The following is a 17,191-nucleotide window of genomic DNA, read 5'->3' as shown; positions in this document are numbered from 1 at the left end:
CACTGCTGCTGAACGCCGGCACCACCCGGGCCGGCAAGCGGGCCCCGAGACGACCAACCGGTCCGCGCAGTCGCACACGACATCGGCGAATGCGTCCACGTCCCGGGCGTGAGGGCGGCGGAGAAAGACGACCGCCGCTCGCCTGGAGCGGCGGTCGTCAAAACGCTCCGGTCAGCTCGTGATCACTTTCTGCTCGCCGTGCCGGTGTGCGGCCACGGTGACCTTGCGGGGCTTGGCTTTTTCGGCGATGGGGATGCGCAGGACGAGGACGCCGTTGTCGTAGGCGGCGTTGATGTGTTCGGTGTCCAGGGCGTCGCCGAGGAACAGTTGGCGGGAGAACACGCCGAGGGGGCGTTCGGTCAGCTGCACGGTGGCGTTCTCGCCCAGGTCGATCGGGCGGCGTTCGGCGCGCACGGTGAGCACGTTGCGTTCCACGTCGATGTCGATCGCGTCGGCGTCGACGCCGGGCAGGTCGAGGGCGATCACGAACTCGTCGCCGTTGCGGATCGCGTCGACCGGCATGGTGGCCGGTCGGGACCAGGTTCCGGTGCTCGTGGCTCCGAACAGTTGCTGGGCCAGCCGGTTGACCTCGGTGAAGGGCTCGCTGCGCATCAACATGGTTCCCACCTCCTGGGGTCTCGACTACGGGGTCAATGCGCGATACCTTGTTTCTAACACGTCATCGCCCCGATGACAAGCAGAACGTCAACGAAAAGATGACACATATGGCGACGACTGAGTTCGACGAAGATGGCCCTGATCTGACCGCCGTGGTGGCCGAGGTCGAGCGGGTCGCCCGCAGCAGCGGGGTGAGCCCGGCCGAGCTGCTCGCCGCCCTCGTGCTGTTGCGCCGGGCGCAGAGCGCGCTCGCCGAGATCGAGCCGGTCCTGATTGCCGCGGCTCGCGCCGCCGGCGTCTCCTGGCAGGCCCTGGCCCCCGCGCTGGGTGTCGCCAGCCGCCAGGCGGCCGAGCGTCGCTACCTGCGCAGCGCCTCCGCCCCGACCGAGCAGCCGGACGCCACCCGCGACGCCCGCGTGCAGGCCGAACGGGACCGCCGCGCCGGCAACCGGGCCGTCTCCCGCTGGGCCAACGACAACACCGCCGACCTGCGCCGGCTGGCCGGGCAGGTCACCGCGCTGACCGACCTCGACGAGGCGGCCGGGGGCGCGCTCACCCGGCTGCACGACGCGCTCGGCGACCCGGACGCATCGGCCCTACCAGCCCTGCTCGCCGAGGCCCGGCCGCACCTGGGCGACCATCCGGGGTTGACCGGCCAGATCGAGGCCGTCACGGCCCGCACCGACCAGATCCGGCACGACCGCCGCGACCGGCGTGGCGACTCGCGGTGACGGCACCGCCGCCGTGCGCACGTCACCGGCCCGGCCGGACTGAGTCGCCGTCAGTTCCCGGGTGCGGATTCGTCCGGGCGGCGGTCCAGAACCTGCTCGTAGAAGTCTCGCAGTGGGTCATCGGGCGGCAGAACCTTCACGAGGCCCTGGGCCAGGACGACCATCGGGTTGACGTCGGTCTCGCCGGCCTTCTGGCGGTAGAAGGCGAGGGCCTGCGCGGCGAGCTGCACGTAGCGGTGGCCGCCGCCGAAGGTCCGGAGCAGATCCTCGAACCGCCGCGTGAGCTCGTCGAGGGCGTCGCCGTCGCCGGAGTCCAACCGTTCGACGGCCTCGTAGAACGGTTTGAAGAGCAGGTCCGGGTTGTCCGGGTCGAGGACTTGCTCCTGATGATCGCGCACCTCGTCGAGGAGGGCCCGGGCCGCGTCCTCGTCGCCGAGGCTTTTGAGGGCGAAGGCCAGGCCCTCCTGGCTGAGCAGGGTGTCCGGGTGGGTCGGCCCCAGCAGCTCGATGCGGGCGGCGATCACCGATGCGAAGATGGCCTTCGCGGTGGCGTGGTCGCCGCTGATGTTCCGCCAGCGGGCATGCTCGTGCTGGGCGCTGAGCGCGTCGGGATGCTCGGTGCCCACCATGCGAATCGTCTCGGCCACGATCGTCTCGAATTCGGCCGCGGCGCCGGCGGCATCACCGCTCTCGCCCCGGATGAAGGCGAGGTTGTGCCACGTCGTCAGGGTCAACTCGTGGTCGGGTCCGTACATCCTGAGCCGGCGTCGGACGACCAGCACCTGTTCCATCTCGGACAGTGCCTGCTCGAACGCTCCGACCTGCATGTAGGCCAGGGCCAGGTTGTGCCGCGTGAACAGGGTGCTCGGGTGGTCCCGGCCGTAGTCACGTGACTTCTCGGCGACGAGTTGCTCGAGGTCGTGAATGCTCGACGTGTCGCCCGCCCGGGTCTGCCAGCTTCCGATGTTCCCCCGCAGCCCTCGGGTCGCGTCGTGGTCGCGGCCCAGGCGCTGCTCGGAGATCTCGGCCAGGCGCGTGAAGTGATCGATCGCGGCCCGTACCTGTCCGGTCTGACCGAGGTCCATGCCGTAGTTGATCAGTACGGGGTGCGGCCCGTACTCGTGCCACAGGTCGTCGATGCGGTCGCGGGCCAGCACCCGGGTGTTCGCCCGCATGAGGTCATGCCGGCCGGGCACGAGCCAGCCGGACAGCAGCGCGTCCGCGGCGGCCCACGCCACCTCGCCGAGTTCGGCGGCCTCGTACTGGTCCTGAACCGTGCGCTGGACCAGGTTGTGCACGCGGACCAGCCCGGCCTCGTAGCTGAGCAGGTTGAAGACGTGCAGCTTCCGCAGGGCGTCGTGCACCGTGTCCGGGTCGAGGCCGGCCAGAGTGTCCGCGTCGGGGGTGCGCTGGTAGCCCAGCCAGTTGAGCGCCGCGTCGGAGAAGAACACCTGGTCCGGGATGCCGCCCGGGTCCAGGACGGCGCTCAGCTTCAGCAGGGGCCGGGCCAGGCCGGCCGGTCGTTCCCGGTCGACCGCCTCGATCGACAGGGACCAGGTGACGGCCACCGTCTGGCGATAGCCGTCCGGCAGGGCGTTCGTCTCGGGCAGCAGGTCCGGCAGGCGTTTGCGCCGGTCGGCGAAGCGTTTCCGGTAACCGCCGCACGGCACGTCCAGGTCGTTCATGAACGCGGCCGCCTGCCCCAGCGCCAACGGCAGGAAGCCCAGGTCCGCGGCGACCCCGGTGACGTCGTCGGCCAGGTGGGCGTCCAGCGCACCGCGCAGGTACTGCTCGGCGTCGCCCGGATCGAACTCGCGGATCTCGACGAACTCGCCGTCGCCGCCGGCCAGGGCCCGGTCCCGCCGGCGGGTGGTGATCAGGGTCCGTCCGGTGGCGACATCGGCCGGCGGTCGCAGTTCGCCGAGGGCCCGGACGTCGGGGAGGTCGTCCAGGACGATCAGCCAAGGTTGTGACGTGTCCGCCAGCCAGGACAGGAAACGCTCGGCGGCCTGGGCCGGCTGGGCCGGGTCCGCGCCGGCGTAGGCGGCTCCGGCCTCGGCGAAGCGCGACTCGATCGCTTCCGGGGAGGAGGCGTCCACCCAGATCACCAGATGGCCGTCGTCGGCCCGATCCTGTGCGTACCGGGCCGCCAGCTGGGTCTTCCCGACCCCGCCCAGCCCGGACAGTACAGATGTCGTGGCCTTCGACTCGTGGATCCGGCCGGCCAGTTCACGGCGCGGCTGGTAGTGCGCCGCCCGCATCGGCAGGTGGCCCAGCACCCGATGCGGCGCCTTGTCCTCGGCGGGGACGTCGACCAGAGGCTCGGCCCCGAGGCCGAGCACGGCGCCGGGCCCGTCCGGCCCGGAGAAACAGGACGCGAGCCGGACCGCGGTCAGGAACCCCAGCCCCTCCCGCCGGTAGTGGCTCGACACCACGCCCACCACACAGCCGTCGACCCACACCGCGGCCCCGGACATCGCCTCCCACGGCGACACCCCCGGCTTCGGATCCTCCCCGGGCGGGTCGACCCGGATCTCCAGGGTCTGCGACTTGGGGTTGGACAAGCCGGCGATCGACCCCACCGCGTGATGCGCCTCCCGGACGACTCCGCCGCCGGACACCTGGCGCAGCTTCCACCGCGGAAACCCGACGACATGGGCCTGGACCCGCTGCGGCGTGGCCGTCAGTCGTCCGAACCGGGCCGGCAGCACGGCGACCCCGTCGACCCGATCCAGGCGCACCAACGCGACGTCGGCCGCCGGGTCACACCACGCGATCGTCCCCGGCGCCGACCACTCACCCGGCTGCTCGGCGTCGAACCGCAGCGTCACCCCGGCCGCATCGGCCACGACGTGCGCGGCCGTCAGAACCAGATCATCGCGTACGCGATAGCCGGACCCCCGCGTCGCCGGAGCGTCCACGCGATCGACGATCACCTCGGCCACCCACTGCGAGGTCAAAGCCTCCCAGCGCCCCGGGCCGGACACCACCTGGCCGCCCATCGATCAGCGCTCGCCCGCCTCGGCCGGACCGGAGATCAGCGGCGGACGATCCGGCTCGTCGGCCCGCCGTGGCTGCAACACCATCTTGACCCGCTGGGTGACCGTCGATGCCCGCTTGGCCGCCCACTCCGCGTCCACGACCAGCAGCTTCGCCTTCACGCCGGGTTGCGACGACTTCTCGACGACCATGGTCAGCTCCAGCTCGACCGGGCCGGCCTCGAAGCGCAGATCGGTGTGCTCGCCCGCCCACATGGCCCGGCTCATCTCGTGCCGCAGCTGCCAGATCAGATCAGCCAGCTCGATACCGTCGTCCACCCGAACCTCCATGCAGCCGTCACGGACCCGCAAGTCAACCGCACCCCGGCCACCCGCCGACGCACCGAATCGGACACCACCCCGAGCAGTCCAAGATTCGACAGTGGTGAGAGCCCGGATTTCGAGCACGTCCTGACATCGCCGGTGTGGTTTCGCCGGCCGGGCCCGGTGGCCGCTCGGCAGCCGGGACGAAATTTTCCGACCGGGTAACGCGGAATCCGGCTGCTCCGGACGCGAGTCGTTGTACGGTGCGGGCCAGGACCGGGCCGGGCGAACCACGGTTATTTGCTGTGGGGCAACGATGCGGCGTAGCGTCCGTTGCTTCCGTCGCCTGGTGCGGATCACCATTTAGTCTGAGGAGACATCAGTGGCACTCAGTGCCGATGAGGCCGGCCGGTTCGTGGCCCTGCTCGACAGCAACGAGGAGCAGGTGGTCGACGACTGGACCGAGCGTGTCACCCAGACCCTGCGCGGACGCCTGAGCCGCCCGGAACTGCGTCGCCAGACCGGTGACCTGCTCCGTGGTTTCCGGGAGGCGCTGCGCGACGGTGCGCAAGACCTGGTCGGCCCCAAGGCGGACGACCTGCGCGCGCAGCTTCACGAACTCTGCGCCAACCAGGCCCGGCAGGGCTTCACCGCCACCGAGATCGCGGCCGGCATCTACTCCTTCAAGGACGCCGTCCTGGCCGCCCTGCGCCGTACCGATGGTGGTGGAAGCCTCGACGAGTACGCGGCCTTCTCCGCTTTCGTGGACGCGGCCGCGCTCGTCACCTTCGACAGCTATGTCCGGATCCGCGAGCAGCTGATCACCGATCAGGCCGAGCAGCTGCTGGAGCTTTCCACACCGGTGGTCAAGCTGTGGGAGGGTGTCGTCGCCGTCCCCCTGGTCGGCACGCTCGACTCCGCCCGTTCGCAGGTCGTCATGGAACGGCTGCTGCAGACCCTGGTCGACACCGGGTCGCCGTACGCGATCATCGACATCACCGGTGTCCCGGCCGTCGACACCCAGGTTGCCCAGCACATCCTCAAGACCGTGGTCGCCGCGCGGCTGATGGGCGCCGACTGCGTCATCTCCGGGATCCGCCCGCAGATCGCGCAGACGATCGTCGCGCTCGGCATCGAGTTCGGCGACATCGCCACCAAGGCGACGCTGGCCGACGCACTGCGCCACGTGATCAGCAAGTCCAAGCGGGCGGAACGCTGATGGAACGGGTCCCGGTCCTCAAAATCGGCGACATCCTGCTGGTCTCCATCCAGATCGACATGGAGGACCAGGTCACCCTGCAGCTGCAGGAGGATCTCGCCGACCGGATCGTCGCCACCGGCTGCCACGGCGTCATCATCGACATCTCGGCGCTCGACATCGTCGACTCGTTCGTCGGCCGCATGCTCGCCACGATCGCGTCGATCTCGCGGGTGCTCGACGCCGAGACCGTCGTGGTCGGCATGCGGCCCGCCGTCGCGATCACCCTGGTCGAGCTCGGTCTGTCGCTGCCCGGCATCATGACCGCGCTGACCGTCGAGCTGGGCATGGACCTGCTGTCGCGCCGGCCCGCCGCGGGCGATGCGGACCTCGACGATTACGCGGAACTCGACGACAGTGCGGTCCGCACCCCGTGAGCGATCCGAGCGAGCGGATCGAGGTGACCACCGACCGGGACGTCGTCCGGGTCCGTCAACTGGTGCGCACGGTCGCGGCCGCGCTCAAACTGTCCCTGGTCGACCAGACGAAGATCGTCACGGCGGCGAGTGAACTGGCCCGCAACACCCTGGTGTACGGCGGTGGCGGCTACGCCGAGGTGAGCCGCCCGGAAGGTGACCACCGTACGGGAATCCGCATCGTCTTCGGCGACGACGGACCCGGCATCGCCGACCTGGAGCTGGCCCTGACCGACGGCTACACCACCGGTGGCGGCATGGGTCTGGGCCTGAGCGGCGCCCGGCGGCTGGTCGACGAGTTCGACATCGTCACCGCCCCCGGGCAGGGCACCACCATCACCGTCGTCAAATGGCGTCGATGAGCGTCAACCGGCCTCGGTCGGGGTGGTGCGAGCCGGCCGGATCGGGCAACGGTCCGGCCGGCTCGCCGACGCGCCCGTGCCCGGCACGTGTGGCGGGGTACACGCCCCGAGCATGATCGCGATCCACACCCAGGCCGGTCCGGCCTGCCGCGGAGCATCACCGCGAGCCAGGTCGACGGTCGCGTAACGGTGCCCACACGTCGCCATCGGCGTCGAAAGCCGTCATCTGACCGGTTGGGAGTCCCGAACGTCACGGTTTGACGAGTCGGCCGATCATGGAGTGCGCGGCGGCGGTGACCAGGGCCTGGTCGTAGGTGACGACGAACTCGAACTGGCGGTCGGGATCCGGCCCGACGTCGCCGAGATCCCGGGCCATCAGGGCGGCCGCGGTGTGCGCGCCGAGCACGACGACGGTCCACTCGCTGGCCAGCGGATCTTGGATCGACAGGCCGGCGCCCCGCACGCCGGGAGCCGGGGCGGGTGGCATGCCGACCCCGAGCGCGGCGACGAACGGCAGGTGCCCGGCCAGTTCGGTGTAGCGGCGGATGGTGGACGGGCGGAAGAACCGGACGTCTTCAAAAGCGGCGAGCAGGACCGGCGGGATCGCCGCCTGCAGGGCCATCAGTTCCAGGGTCTTCGAGATCGGGACGAGCAGATGCTTGGGCGCGTGCCGGATGCGCCGGCCGGAACCGATCAGTTCGTACGGTGTGGTGCCCAGGGTGGCACCGATCGGGCGGGCGGCGAATCGTTCCGGCCGGAACGTCGACGGCGGGAACCGGCGCTCACCGCGGCTCCACAACCAGCCCTGGCCGAGCGTGGCGCCCAGGACCAGGGCCCGGGTCAGGTCCTGCGGGGTCTCGATGCCCTCGGCGACGACCTCGGCGCCGGCCTGTTCGGCGTAGGCGCGTACCGCCCCGGCGACCGCCACCGTGGCCGGATCCTTGACCGTCCGCAGCAGCTTCAGATCGAGTTTGACCACCTCGGGGCGCAGCAGGGGGATGAAGGCGAGGGACTCGGGATGAACTCCCACATCGTCCAGGGCGATGGCGCAGCCCGCGGCGCGCAACCGCTCGGCGCCGGTCAGCACGCCGGCCACGTCCTCGGCCAGCGCCCGTTCGGTGATCTCGACGACCACCTGCACATGGTCGGCCCGCGTGGTCAGCGCGTCGAGAACCAGGTCGCACCGCTGGGTCAGGGTGGTGGGTTCGAGATTGACGAACAACGTCACCGGGCGTCCCTGCGACAGCTCCGCGGCATCCCGCAAGGAGGTGTGCAACGCGGCCTGTTCCAGCTCGGCGAGCCGGCCGGCGCCCCGAGCGGCGTCGAGCAGGGCCAGCGGCGACTGCAGCTCGGAGCCGGCCGGCCCGCGCATGAGCGCCTCGAAGGCCAGCAGCGCGCCGGTGTCCACGTCGACGAACGGCTGGTAGACGCAGTGCACGCCGCCGTGACGCAGCACGTGGTCGAGATCCGGGCCGCCGTCGACAGCGGTCCGCATGTTCAGAGCACCCACGATCTGCTGTTCGGCACCTCGATCTCGTTTCTGAGTCGTCGCTGGGCGGGCGCCGACCGTTTCGTCACGTAAATCCTCATCGGCAGTCAGGCCATTCGCCCGTGGCTTCGTGCACACCGACGGCGCCGGTCATCGACGCCGGCATCGACCGGGCCGCGGTGGCGCTCACCGACTCCCTCGTGCTGGCCCCCACATCTGCGCCGCGTTGCTCAGCGACAGCTGTCATGAGGATGATGTGGCTCTGCTCGTCTATCAGCAGCCGTGAACCACGGCCCGGGACGCCGTCGTGACTATCAGTGGGCGGAGGCGGGTATCTCCGAGGAAATCGTTCGTCGCGAGGAAGGTCGCCGACATGAACAAGGGCACGATCGTGAAAGCGGCGCTGCCGGTGGCCACCACCGCGGCCACCGCCTGGATCATGAAGAAGACGCGGTTGCCGGCGGTTGCCACCCCGGTCGTCAGCCTGGCCGTCGGCGGCGTCGTCGCGAAGCTGGCCCAGCGCATCCGCTGACGACGATCGCCGGCGTCACATCGACAGTTATAAGCCGGGAAAGGTCAAGCGAGGCCGGGCCGGGCCGAAGTGGGCAGCAGCACCCACACGCACTTGCCCGCGTGGTTCGGGCGCACGCCCCACGCCCGCGACAGCGCGTCGATGATGGACAGCCCGCGTCCGCCGGTCAGGTCCGCGCGGCGCCGGTGGGGCCGGACCCGGGTGCGGTCGGTGACGCTCACGGTGACCTGCCCGCGGACGGCGCGCAGGTCGAGGGCGAGCAGCCCACCGCCGTGGCGGATCGCGTTGGTGACCAGTTCGGTGATCACCAGGGTCGCGTCGTTGAGCCAGTCGGTGTTGGTGAAGCCCCAGAGGCGCAGCGCGGACCGGGCGGCCGTACGGGCGGCCGTCGTCGCGCCGCTGCCGTGCGGAACTTTCAAACGTGCGGTGTGTACGCTCATCGACCTTGCACCTCCTGGTGGTGATGTACCCGGCCGCAGCGTTCTGACGCCGAATCCGCCCGACCGGTCCTGGCCGATCTACCATCAGCGCTGGGTACTGGGTGATCAGTGAGGCGCCATGGTCGTGCAGTCGGACCGGGAGGACGGGGCGGTGACAGCCCACACTGTCCAGGTGCCGTTCGCGCACGGCGATCCGACCGGCCCGCTGCGCCGGCAGGCCCACGCGATCCTGAATCCCTGGCACCCGGCCGACTATGTCGAGGATGCCCTGTTGGCCATCTCGGAGCTGGTGCAGAACGTCACCCAGGACAGCGCCGGCGACGGTGTCCTCATCATCAGCTGGGACGACAGCAGCATCACGGGCGGGGTCCGCGACGAGGACGCCGGATGCTTATCCGCAGGATCTTCCCCGACCAGGTGGATCAGCCTGAATCGTGGTCCGGGAGTAGCGGGGTAGAGCGGATTCCCACCGTTTCAGGTCATAAACGTATTCGGTCTTGCTGACTTTTAATTCTCCCGGGTAGTTGTTTTTCTTGATTCTGGCGAGTAATTAGACACCTGCGCCGTGACGGCCGATGTCCTGGATGACGAGCAGGTGGACCTGCACGGACATCGGGTGAGTTAAAGATCATCAGTGCCCTCTTTGGCGTTCAGTGCATAAATCGATGCCGTAGGAAAGTGTTTCGAAAAATACCGAAGGAAATGCGACTGATGAGGGTTGAGGAGTTACGGGCTGGGGATTCCGACGCCGTACCCCGGTCTATGTAGGAGACGATATGAGTGATCTGACGACACCGGATGACACTTCCAAGACCAAACAGGTCACCGAGCAGGGCCGGCACGCCGCCGGCCAGGCCGCGACCGAGGTCAAGGAGACCGCCGCCGAGCAGGCCCAGCGGGTCGGCGCCGAGGCAAAGGCCCAGGCCCGCAACGTTGCCGGCGAGGTCCGCGACAAGCTGGGCGAGCAGGCCCGCAACCAGAACGACAAGCTGGTCGGCAGTATCCGGCAGACCGCCGACCACCTCGACGAGATGCGCGGCGACCGTGGTGACACCCCGGCCGCGATGGTCGTTTCCCGGGTCGCCGACGGCGGCCGCCAGTTGGCCGACTACCTGGACCGCAACGGCCCCGAGGGTGTGCTGGCCGAGGTTCAGGACTTCGCCCGCCGCCGCCCGGGTGCCTTCCTGGCCGCCGCGCTCGCGGCCGGCTTCGTCGTGGGCCGGCTGGGCAAGAGCGTGGCCAAGGCCGACCCGGCCGCGGGCAGCCACAAACCGTCCACCGACAGCTACACCTCGGCCACGCCGGACCCGGTCTACACCCCGCCGGCCGGCGCGCAGGGCACCGATTACGCGACGGCGACCGGGGCCGGCGCGTCGTATGCCGGCACCGGAACCGCTGAGCCGATCGGCGGCTACCCGGGCACCGAATACGCGGCCACCGGCACCGGCACCCCGCTCGTGGCCGATGAGGGGCACACCGTGCCCGGGCCGGGGCTGCGGCCGTGACCAGCAACAACTACTCACCGGATCGTTCCGGTCAGGCTGAGAGCACCTCGGTCGGCGAGCTGATCGGCAACATCAGCGACGACCTGTCGCAGCTGTTCCGCCAGGAGGTCGAGCTGGCCAAGCTGGAGCTCAAGCAGGAGGCCACCAAGGCCGGCAAGGCGGCCGGGATGCTCGGCGGCGCCGGGTTCGCCGGCTACCTGGCCGTGGTGCTGCTCAGCTTCGCCGCGGTCTTCGGCCTCGACGCGATCATGCCGATGGGCTGGGCCGCGTTGATCGTGGCGGTGGTCTGGGCGGCCGTCGGCGCCGGGCTGTACGTGGCCGGCAAGAAGAAATTGCAGACCGTGGACCCCGTGCCGCGGCGCACTGTCGACACCCTCAAGGAGGACGCGCAATGGCTGAAGAACCCGACCGGCTGAGGCAGGACATCGAGAGCACCCGGGCATCGCTGACCCGCGACGTCGATCTGCTGGCCGAGAAGACCAGCCCGGCCAAGGTCGCCCAGCGTCGCTGGAACTCGGTGAAGGAGAAGGTCATGGGTAGCTCCGACCACGCCCGGCACGCTGTCGCCGACCACACCTCGTCGACGGCCGGCACCGTGCAGGACAAGGCGTCGCAGCTCGGCGACATCGCGGCCGAGAAGGCGCACGACGCCGCCGACGCGGTCCGCGGTGCGCCTCAGGCAGTCGCCGCCCAGACCCAGGGCAGTCCTATCGCCGCCGGCGTCATCGCATTCGGCGTGGGCCTGCTGGCCGCCTCGCTGATCCCGGTCACCGACGTCGAGCGCCGGGCCGGACAGCAGCTCAAGGACAACAGCGGTGAACTGACCGACCGGGTCAAGGACATCGCCACGGACCTGAAGGACGACCTGTCCGGCAGCGTCGAGCACGCCGCCGGCCAGGTCAAGAACACCGCTCAGGACGCCGCGCAAACCACCAAGGACAAAGCCACATCCTCCGCGTACGACGTGAAGGATCAGACCCAGCAGGCCGCGCGCAACGCCTCCTGAGCGAATGTTCGGATGTGCCGGTCTCCGCCGAGGCCGGCACAGGCTCGTTGCACCGTGGGCCGTGCCCGGAGGACCACCATCATGAACGCAGACCGTGAATCCGGCCGCTTCGACATCGACGCGGCCGCCACCACCACGACCGGTGATGACGAACCGACCGGCCGGGGCGGGACACCGCCGGAGGCGGGCCCCGACAGTCCCGCTCAGCTCAAGGGCAAAGGGCTGTTCGCCGCCCTGAAGCGGACCGTCAAGCAGTTCTCCGAGGACGACATCAACGACTGGGCCGCCGCCCTGACCTATTACGGCGTGCTGTCGATTTTTCCCGGTGTGCTGGTGCTGGTGTCGCTGCTCGGCCTGCTCAGCAAGGACGGCCAGAAGACCGTTCAGGACGCCGTACAGGAAATTGCTCCTGGCCAGCAGCTGCAGAGCCTGGTCGACACCGTGCTCGGACAGGTCAAGGATCCCGGCACCGCGGGATTTGCCGCGATCCTCGGTCTCGTCGTGGCGTTCTGGTCCGCGTCGGGCTACATCGCGGCGTTCATGCGCGCCTCGAACGCCGTCTACGACGTGCCCGAAGGCCGGCCGATCTGGAAGACGCTGCCCATCCGGGTCGCGGTCACGGCCGTCGTCGGCGTCATGCTGATCATCTCGGCGGCCATCGTGGTCTTCACCGGCGACCTGGCCAAGGTCGTCGGCGACAAGATCGGCCTCGGCGACGCCGCGGTGCTGACCTGGAGCATCGCCAAGTGGCCGGTCCTGCTGATCCTGGTCAGCCTGATGTTCGCGATTCTCTACTGGGCCTCCCCGAACGCCAAGACCGGCGGGTTCCGCTGGGTCAGCCCCGGCGGCATCTTCGCCGTCCTGCTCTGGCTGATCGCCTCGGCCGCGTTCGCGATCTATCTGGCCAACTTCGCCAACTACAACAAGACCTACGGCACCCTCGGCGGCGCCATCGCCTTCCTGGTCTGGATGTGGATCAGCAACATCGCCATCCTGCTCGGCGCCGAACTCGACGCCGAACTGGAACGGGGCCGCGCCATCGCCGCCGGTCACGACCCGGCCGACGAGCCGTTCCTCGAACTGCGTGACGACCGCAAACTCAAGAAGCACCGATAGCGCGCGACCGCCCGATCCGCGCCGATCACCTGGCCTTCGTGTTCGGCTCGACAGGTCGTGGCGCCCGGGCAGCGCGCCGGGGTCAGTAACGGAAGTGCGACACCAGGGTCCGCAGGTCACCCGACATGCGGGCCAGTTCGGTGGTGGCCTGCTGGGCCTGGGTGACACCCTCGGTGGTCTGCTGGGTGGCCAGCGCGACCGTGGCGACGTTGGCGGCGATCTGCTCGGCGGTCAGCGCGGTGTCTCCGATGCTCCGGTTGATCTCCGCGGTCGTGGCCGTCTGCTCCTCGACGGCCGACGCGATGGTGGTCTGGAAGTCGTTGACCCGCCCGATGACCGCAGAGATCTCGGTGATCGCGGCGACCGCGCTGCTGGTGCCCGCCTGGATGGCGTCGACCCGGCGCACGATGTCGTCGGTCGCGCGGGCCGTCTCCTGGGCCAGTTCCTTGACCTCGCCGGCCACGACGGCGAAGCCCTTGCCGGCCTCGCCGGCCCGCGCCGATTCGATCGTCGCGTTGAGCGCGAGCAGGTTGGTCTGCTCGGCGATCGACGTGATCGCCTTGACGACCTCGCTGATCTCCCGCGACGACTGCCCCAGCGACGCGAGGGTGACGTTGGCGGCTTCGGCGGCCCGCACGGCGGAATTCGCGACCGCGGCGGCCTCACTGGTCGAGTGGGCGATCTCGCGGATCGACGCACCCATCTGTTCGCTGCCGGCCGAGACGGTCTGCACGTTGAGCGACACCTGGCCGGCCGCGTCGGCGACCACCTGGGCCTGCGCGGCCGACTCCTCGGCCGACGCGGCGATCTGGCTGGAGGTCGCCGACATCTGTTCGGCCGCCGCGGCCAGCGACGCCGACGACTCGTCGATCGTGCGCATGACCGCACCGAGCGAGTCCAGGCTGCGGGTCAGCGCCCCGTCCATGGCCGCGACCTCGTCCCGGCCGGCCACCTCCAGCGGCGTGGCCAGGTCGCCGTCGGCCAGCAGCACGAGCCGCCGGCGCACCTGGTCGACCGGCCGCGTCACCGAACGGGTGACGACCAGGGCGAGGACGATCGCGATGAGCGCGGCCGCCGCGCCCGCTGCCCACACGATCCGGGCCCCGGTCGCGTGCGCGGCCGCGGCGTCCTGCCGGGCCGCCGCGAACTCGCCGTCGGCGACGGTCGCGGTCTGGTCCAGCAGCCGGCCGATCTGCTGGAAGAGGTCGATCTCCTTGCCGATCACCAGGGCGTTGGCCGGCTTGGCGGAACCGGCCGTGTACAGCTGAGCGATCCGCGCGTCGACGGTCATGAACTCGTCGACCAGGGTGGTGATCCGCTGCAGATCCTGCCGGGCCGACGTCGACGGGGCGAGCTCGCCGGCCGCGGTCACCCGGGTCCGGAAGGTCTGCACCGAGTCGAGGAACGCCCGGCGCGATTCCCCGCTGTCCTGGGCGGCATCGGCCACCCCGCGCAGCGCGTCGAACGCGTACGCGGTCTGCCAGCCGTTGAAGTCGGCCGCGGAGAACTTGGCGTCCTTCACGGTGGACACGAACTGCTGGGCCCGGACCATGCGGCCGACGGCGGCCTGCTGCCGTGACGACGTGCCCAGGGCGACCGCCATCACCACCAGCAGAAGCAGGACGACCACCGCGAACGCCGCGAGCAGCCGTACTCCGAGGCGCAACCGCCGAAGAATCGTCACGCATCGCCTATCGGTGGGTCGCTGGGCCCGCGGACCCGAACCAGGGTTCGAAATCGGGAGCGGGACTGCCGCCGCTCGGTCGCCGGCCACGATCGGATGACCGACGTATTGACGCGCATGCAAATGCACGTGCATCCGGCCTTGCGGAAGCAAGGTATCTCGGACAGGATGGTGCAGGTCGACATCCGAGAGCCGCCGCCGATGGCGAGGTTCGGGTGGAATGGTCGCGCACGAAGTGAGGTCGTGACCTCGACGCACGGCTCCTTGGCGGGGGCGTCCGAGCGAGAGGTGACGATGGTGTCGATGCCGAATAGTGGTCCGTCCGGATCCGAACCGGGTGCCGAAGCGGGTGAGAGTTCGCGGCGGCGCAACCCGTCATCGGTCCATCGAGACTCCGAGATCACCGACGATCTGACCGCGGCGTCGGTCCGGGCCCAGGCCGTGACCGCCCGATTCGGCGGGCCCCGGTATGCGTTGGCCCGGCCTGACCAGCCCGAGGAGGACGTTCCGCCGTCGGGCAGCAACGATTCCGAGGTCCCGGACTGAGCCGTGGATCGGCGCGGGCTCAGGTCTGTTGTGAGGTGGCTACGGGCGTGCCGTTCGCGCAGCTCACGGACATGGTGAGCAGCGATTTGCCGTGTTTGAAGGTCACCGTCGGCGCCGCTGCCGGGCCGGGTTCGACGGCCTCGACCTTGTACGGCGGGGCCGCCTTCCAGGACAGGATCTGCGCTGTTGCCGGGCCGGGACAGGTCGCACGGAGCGTGCCGGCCACCGTCGACAGCGTCCGCTCGGCGGAACCGGGGGCCGGTTGGGCCGGCGCGGGCTTGGTCGCGGCCGGCGCGGGCGCACCGGCCGAGCCGGCCCGCACCGATGGCCCGGCCGGTGTCGCGGGCTGGGAGCGAACCCGGGTCCGGGTCGCGAGGCCCGGAGTCGTCGTGGCCTCGGTCCGAGCCGAGCTCGGAGCGGTCGCGGACGAGGCGGTCGAGGCCGGGGGAGCCCCCGCCACCGACGGATCGTCCCTATCCGCCCAGACAAGCGGTTTCACCAGGAGAAATGCGCCACCGGCGACAACGGTCACCAGAGTCGCAGTGATCAGTGGCCGACGGTATCTCCCGCGGGCGGCCGAGGTGAGGGAAACCGGGATCGCCGGCCGGGCGCCGGGCGGCCGGCGGATCAGAACTGTCGGGTCCGCGCCGGGAACCGACGGCGCCGGCGATGGGGGCTCGTCGCTCACCACGCGGAGCCCGGCACCCCGGGCCAGTACCGCGGCGGCCTCCGGGGCACCCGGGCGCAGCGTCGGGTCCTTGGCCAGGCAACGGTTGCACAACTCGATGACGTAATCGGGCACGCCGGGCCGGGGCGACAGCGGGGCCGGCGGCACGTAGAGGTGCGCCTCCAGCATCTGCCGGGTGTCCTCGCTGGTCCAGGGCGAGTGGCCGGAGAGCAGGCGGTACAGCACCACGCCCAGGGCGTACACATCGCTGGCCGATTGCACCGCGTCGCCGGTCAGCCGCTCCGGTGCCACGTAGGCGGCGGTGCCGAGGACCTCGGAGTCCGGCTCACCGGAACCACCCGGGGACACGACCGCGGCGATGCCGAAGTCGACCACCTTGGCGCCGGTCGGTGCCAGCATCACGTTGGCCGGCTTGATGTCCCGATGAACCAGGCCCTCGGCGTGCGCGGCGGCCAGCGCCGCGGCGATCTCCGCGCACACCCGCAGGGCGAACCTCGGCGCCACCGGACCGGCCGAGATCCTTCGTAGCAGCGTCCCGCCGGGGACGAGCTCCATCACGACGTACGGGAAAATCTGGTTGTCGGTGGTTGTCTCGCCGTAGTCGTAGACCTGGGCGATGTTGGGATGCGAGAGGGCCGCGGCGGCCCGGGCCTCGTGCCCGATCCGGTCGCGCGCCCGCTGGTCGCCGGCCCCCGCGGGGGCCACCAGTTTGATCGCGACGGCGCGGGCCAGCACATGATCGTGCGCGTGCCAGACGACGGCCATGCCGCCGGCGCCGATCGGGGTCAGCAGCCGGTAGCGGCCGCCGAGCAGCAGGCCGGCGTGGGCCGGCCCGAAGTCACCGTCGAGAGTGGCTGGTCCGCTCATCCCGGCAGTGTGCCCGGCCCGGCGTGCATCTGCATCCCCACGCGGCCTCGCGGGGTGCTCACGCTGCCGCTGGGGCGAGCGCGGCCGTCATCGCCGACGGAACGGTCTCGTACATCCGGAAGACCGTGCTCAACCGGGCCGCATGCAGGACCGACGTGAAGAACGGCGGCGCGGCGGCCAGCAGCAGGTCGCCGGTACCCCGGCCCGCGGCCTGCCGGGCGGCGGCCAGCACGCCGAGCCCGATCGAGTCGACCGCGCCCACCCGGCTCAGGTCCACCACGACCCACGGGTTCGCGGCCAGCGCCGACTCCAGGGCCGCCCGCAGGCGGGAGGCGACCGACAGGTCCACGTCGCCGATGACGCGGACCAGGGACAGCCCGTCCACGGTGTGCACGACGAGCTCGGTGCCGGTCGTGCCTTCGTCTTCCACCAGCGCGGCTTCCACGATGATCCCCCGTTCGTCGCCGTCAACGCACTGCTATTACCCGTCTGCATGCATCGAAATCACCCATGACAGATCAAGATCGGTTTCCCGTACGGGCGTGAGCACGCTCCCCGCCACCCGTGGACGGGGGCGGCTCACGCCCGTACGCGCGCATCAGCGGCCTCAGCCATCAGCGGCCCGGACGTG

Annotated in this window: 19 protein-coding genes; 11 read left to right on the top strand and 8 right to left on the bottom strand. The window is 70.4% G+C overall.

From position 1 onward, the window contains the following. Positions 1-171: 171 nt before the first annotated feature. On the bottom strand, positions 172-618 hold the full coding sequence (locus ACSHV8_RS23405; RefSeq protein WP_436535891.1) for an Hsp20/alpha crystallin family protein: 447 nt from the start codon (positions 616-618) through the stop codon (positions 172-174). 107 nt (positions 619-725) lie between these two features. Between ACSHV8_RS23405 and ACSHV8_RS23400 the strand changes: the two genes are divergently transcribed. After that, complete coding sequence (locus ACSHV8_RS23400) at positions 726-1,349, top strand: hypothetical protein (RefSeq protein ID WP_436535890.1); 624 nt, start codon at positions 726-728, stop codon at positions 1,347-1,349. Between the two features lie 50 nt (positions 1,350-1,399). On the opposite strand, the gene ACSHV8_RS23395 is transcribed toward ACSHV8_RS23400, so the two are convergent. Together ACSHV8_RS23395 and ACSHV8_RS23390 are read right to left on the bottom strand one after the other, a co-directional pair. Beyond that, the gene (locus tag ACSHV8_RS23395) at positions 1,400-4,351 is read right to left on the bottom strand and encodes a tetratricopeptide repeat protein (protein ID WP_436535889.1); all 2,952 of its coding nucleotides are present in this window, start codon (positions 4,349-4,351) and stop codon (positions 1,400-1,402) included. Between the two features lie 3 nt (positions 4,352-4,354). After that, the gene (locus ACSHV8_RS23390) at positions 4,355-4,666 is read right to left on the bottom strand and encodes a trypco2 family protein (RefSeq protein ID WP_436535888.1); all 312 of its coding nucleotides are present in this window, start codon (positions 4,664-4,666) and stop codon (positions 4,355-4,357) included. 367 nt (positions 4,667-5,033) lie between these two features. Between ACSHV8_RS23390 and ACSHV8_RS23385 the strand changes: the two genes are divergently transcribed. Genes ACSHV8_RS23385 through ACSHV8_RS23375 form a run of 3 tightly spaced genes read left to right on the top strand, consistent with a single transcriptional unit; the run spans position 5,034 to position 6,687 of the window. Continuing rightward, entirely contained in the window at positions 5,034-5,870 is an 837-nt protein-coding gene (locus tag ACSHV8_RS23385; RefSeq protein ID WP_436535887.1) for an STAS domain-containing protein, read from the top strand. Next, positions 5,870-6,286, top strand: a complete 417-nt coding sequence (locus tag ACSHV8_RS23380) for an STAS domain-containing protein (RefSeq protein WP_436535886.1) — start codon at positions 5,870-5,872, stop codon at positions 6,284-6,286. The genes ACSHV8_RS23385 and ACSHV8_RS23380 overlap by 1 nt, the downstream gene beginning before the upstream one ends. Then, positions 6,283-6,687: an ATP-binding protein gene (locus ACSHV8_RS23375; RefSeq protein ID WP_436535885.1), complete on the top strand. Its 405-nt coding sequence runs from the start codon at positions 6,283-6,285 to the stop codon at positions 6,685-6,687. Before ACSHV8_RS23380 ends, ACSHV8_RS23375 begins: the two co-directional genes overlap by 4 nt. Before the next feature lie 250 nt (positions 6,688-6,937). Here the strand turns inward: ACSHV8_RS23375 and ACSHV8_RS23370 are convergent, their stop codons facing one another. After that, entirely contained in the window at positions 6,938-8,182 is a 1,245-nt protein-coding gene (locus tag ACSHV8_RS23370; RefSeq protein ID WP_436535884.1) for a sensor domain-containing phosphodiesterase, read from the bottom strand. A gap of 367 nt (positions 8,183-8,549) precedes the next feature. Here ACSHV8_RS23370 and ACSHV8_RS23365 point away from each other — a divergent pair, with 367 nt between their 5' ends. Beyond that, positions 8,550-8,708: a hypothetical protein gene (locus tag ACSHV8_RS23365; protein WP_436535883.1), complete on the top strand. Its 159-nt coding sequence runs from the start codon at positions 8,550-8,552 to the stop codon at positions 8,706-8,708. Between the two features lie 44 nt (positions 8,709-8,752). Here the strand turns inward: ACSHV8_RS23365 and ACSHV8_RS23360 are convergent, their stop codons facing one another. Beyond that, positions 8,753-9,148, bottom strand: a complete 396-nt coding sequence (locus tag ACSHV8_RS23360) for an ATP-binding protein (protein WP_436535882.1) — start codon at positions 9,146-9,148, stop codon at positions 8,753-8,755. Between the two features lie 151 nt (positions 9,149-9,299). Here ACSHV8_RS23360 and ACSHV8_RS23355 point away from each other — a divergent pair, with 151 nt between their 5' ends. The 5 genes from ACSHV8_RS23355 to ACSHV8_RS23335 all read left to right on the top strand — a co-directional run bounded on the left by ACSHV8_RS23355 (position 9,300) and on the right by ACSHV8_RS23335 (position 12,775). After that, the gene (locus ACSHV8_RS23355; RefSeq protein ID WP_436535881.1) at positions 9,300-9,605 is read left to right on the top strand and encodes a hypothetical protein; all 306 of its coding nucleotides are present in this window, start codon (positions 9,300-9,302) and stop codon (positions 9,603-9,605) included. A gap of 319 nt (positions 9,606-9,924) precedes the next feature. Further along, on the top strand, positions 9,925-10,653 hold the full coding sequence (locus tag ACSHV8_RS23350; protein WP_436535880.1) for a hypothetical protein: 729 nt from the start codon (positions 9,925-9,927) through the stop codon (positions 10,651-10,653). After that, positions 10,650-11,069 carry a phage holin family protein gene (locus ACSHV8_RS23345; protein WP_436535879.1) on the top strand — a complete coding sequence of 140 codons (420 nt, stop codon included), beginning with the start codon at positions 10,650-10,652 and terminating at the stop codon, positions 11,067-11,069. The genes ACSHV8_RS23350 and ACSHV8_RS23345 overlap by 4 nt, the downstream gene beginning before the upstream one ends. Next, entirely contained in the window at positions 11,045-11,659 is a 615-nt protein-coding gene (locus ACSHV8_RS23340; protein ID WP_436535878.1) for a DUF3618 domain-containing protein, read from the top strand. The genes ACSHV8_RS23345 and ACSHV8_RS23340 overlap by 25 nt, the downstream gene beginning before the upstream one ends. Positions 11,660-11,740: 81 nt before the next feature. Continuing rightward, the gene (locus tag ACSHV8_RS23335) at positions 11,741-12,775 is read left to right on the top strand and encodes a YihY/virulence factor BrkB family protein (RefSeq protein ID WP_436535877.1); all 1,035 of its coding nucleotides are present in this window, start codon (positions 11,741-11,743) and stop codon (positions 12,773-12,775) included. A gap of 82 nt (positions 12,776-12,857) precedes the next feature. Here ACSHV8_RS23335 and ACSHV8_RS23330 read toward each other — a convergent pair whose 3' ends face one another. Next, positions 12,858-14,459 carry a methyl-accepting chemotaxis protein gene (locus ACSHV8_RS23330; RefSeq protein WP_436535876.1) on the bottom strand — a complete coding sequence of 534 codons (1,602 nt, stop codon included), beginning with the start codon at positions 14,457-14,459 and terminating at the stop codon, positions 12,858-12,860. A gap of 303 nt (positions 14,460-14,762) precedes the next feature. Between ACSHV8_RS23330 and ACSHV8_RS23325 the strand changes: the two genes are divergently transcribed. Further along, the gene (locus tag ACSHV8_RS23325; protein WP_436535875.1) at positions 14,763-15,005 is read left to right on the top strand and encodes a hypothetical protein; all 243 of its coding nucleotides are present in this window, start codon (positions 14,763-14,765) and stop codon (positions 15,003-15,005) included. 19 nt (positions 15,006-15,024) lie between these two features. On the opposite strand, the gene ACSHV8_RS23320 is transcribed toward ACSHV8_RS23325, so the two are convergent. Together ACSHV8_RS23320 and ACSHV8_RS23315 are read right to left on the bottom strand one after the other, a co-directional pair. Further along, the gene (locus ACSHV8_RS23320; RefSeq protein WP_436535874.1) at positions 15,025-16,560 is read right to left on the bottom strand and encodes a protein kinase domain-containing protein; all 1,536 of its coding nucleotides are present in this window, start codon (positions 16,558-16,560) and stop codon (positions 15,025-15,027) included. A gap of 58 nt (positions 16,561-16,618) precedes the next feature. After that, complete coding sequence (locus ACSHV8_RS23315) at positions 16,619-17,005, bottom strand: STAS domain-containing protein (RefSeq protein ID WP_436535873.1); 387 nt, start codon at positions 17,003-17,005, stop codon at positions 16,619-16,621. Positions 17,006-17,191 lie beyond the last annotated feature (186 nt).

The organism is Actinoplanes sp. HUAS TT8, assembly GCF_051380535.1.
Taxonomy (GTDB): domain Bacteria; phylum Actinomycetota; class Actinomycetes; order Mycobacteriales; family Micromonosporaceae; genus Actinoplanes.
This window is presented reverse-complemented; position numbering and strand designations above follow the sequence as displayed.

Coding starts and splice junctions, on each gene's coding strand:
- ACSHV8_RS23405 (WP_436535891.1), bottom strand. CDS start 618: ATGTTGATGCGCAGCGAGCCCTTCACCGAGGTCAACCGGCTGGCCCAG.
- ACSHV8_RS23400 (WP_436535890.1), top strand. CDS start 726: ATGGCGACGACTGAGTTCGACGAAGATGGCCCTGATCTGACCGCCGTG.
- ACSHV8_RS23395 (WP_436535889.1), bottom strand. CDS start 4,351: ATGGGCGGCCAGGTGGTGTCCGGCCCGGGGCGCTGGGAGGCTTTGACC.
- ACSHV8_RS23380 (WP_436535886.1), top strand. CDS start 5,870: ATGGAACGGGTCCCGGTCCTCAAAATCGGCGACATCCTGCTGGTCTCC.
- ACSHV8_RS23370 (WP_436535884.1), bottom strand. CDS start 8,182: ATGCGGACCGCTGTCGACGGCGGCCCGGATCTCGACCACGTGCTGCGT.
- ACSHV8_RS23365 (WP_436535883.1), top strand. CDS start 8,550: ATGAACAAGGGCACGATCGTGAAAGCGGCGCTGCCGGTGGCCACCACC.
- ACSHV8_RS23360 (WP_436535882.1), bottom strand. CDS start 9,148: ATGAGCGTACACACCGCACGTTTGAAAGTTCCGCACGGCAGCGGCGCG.
- ACSHV8_RS23350 (WP_436535880.1), top strand. CDS start 9,925: ATGAGTGATCTGACGACACCGGATGACACTTCCAAGACCAAACAGGTC.
- ACSHV8_RS23340 (WP_436535878.1), top strand. CDS start 11,045: ATGGCTGAAGAACCCGACCGGCTGAGGCAGGACATCGAGAGCACCCGG.
- ACSHV8_RS23335 (WP_436535877.1), top strand. CDS start 11,741: ATGAACGCAGACCGTGAATCCGGCCGCTTCGACATCGACGCGGCCGCC.
- ACSHV8_RS23325 (WP_436535875.1), top strand. CDS start 14,763: ATGCCGAATAGTGGTCCGTCCGGATCCGAACCGGGTGCCGAAGCGGGT.
- ACSHV8_RS23320 (WP_436535874.1), bottom strand. CDS start 16,560: ATGAGCGGACCAGCCACTCTCGACGGTGACTTCGGGCCGGCCCACGCC.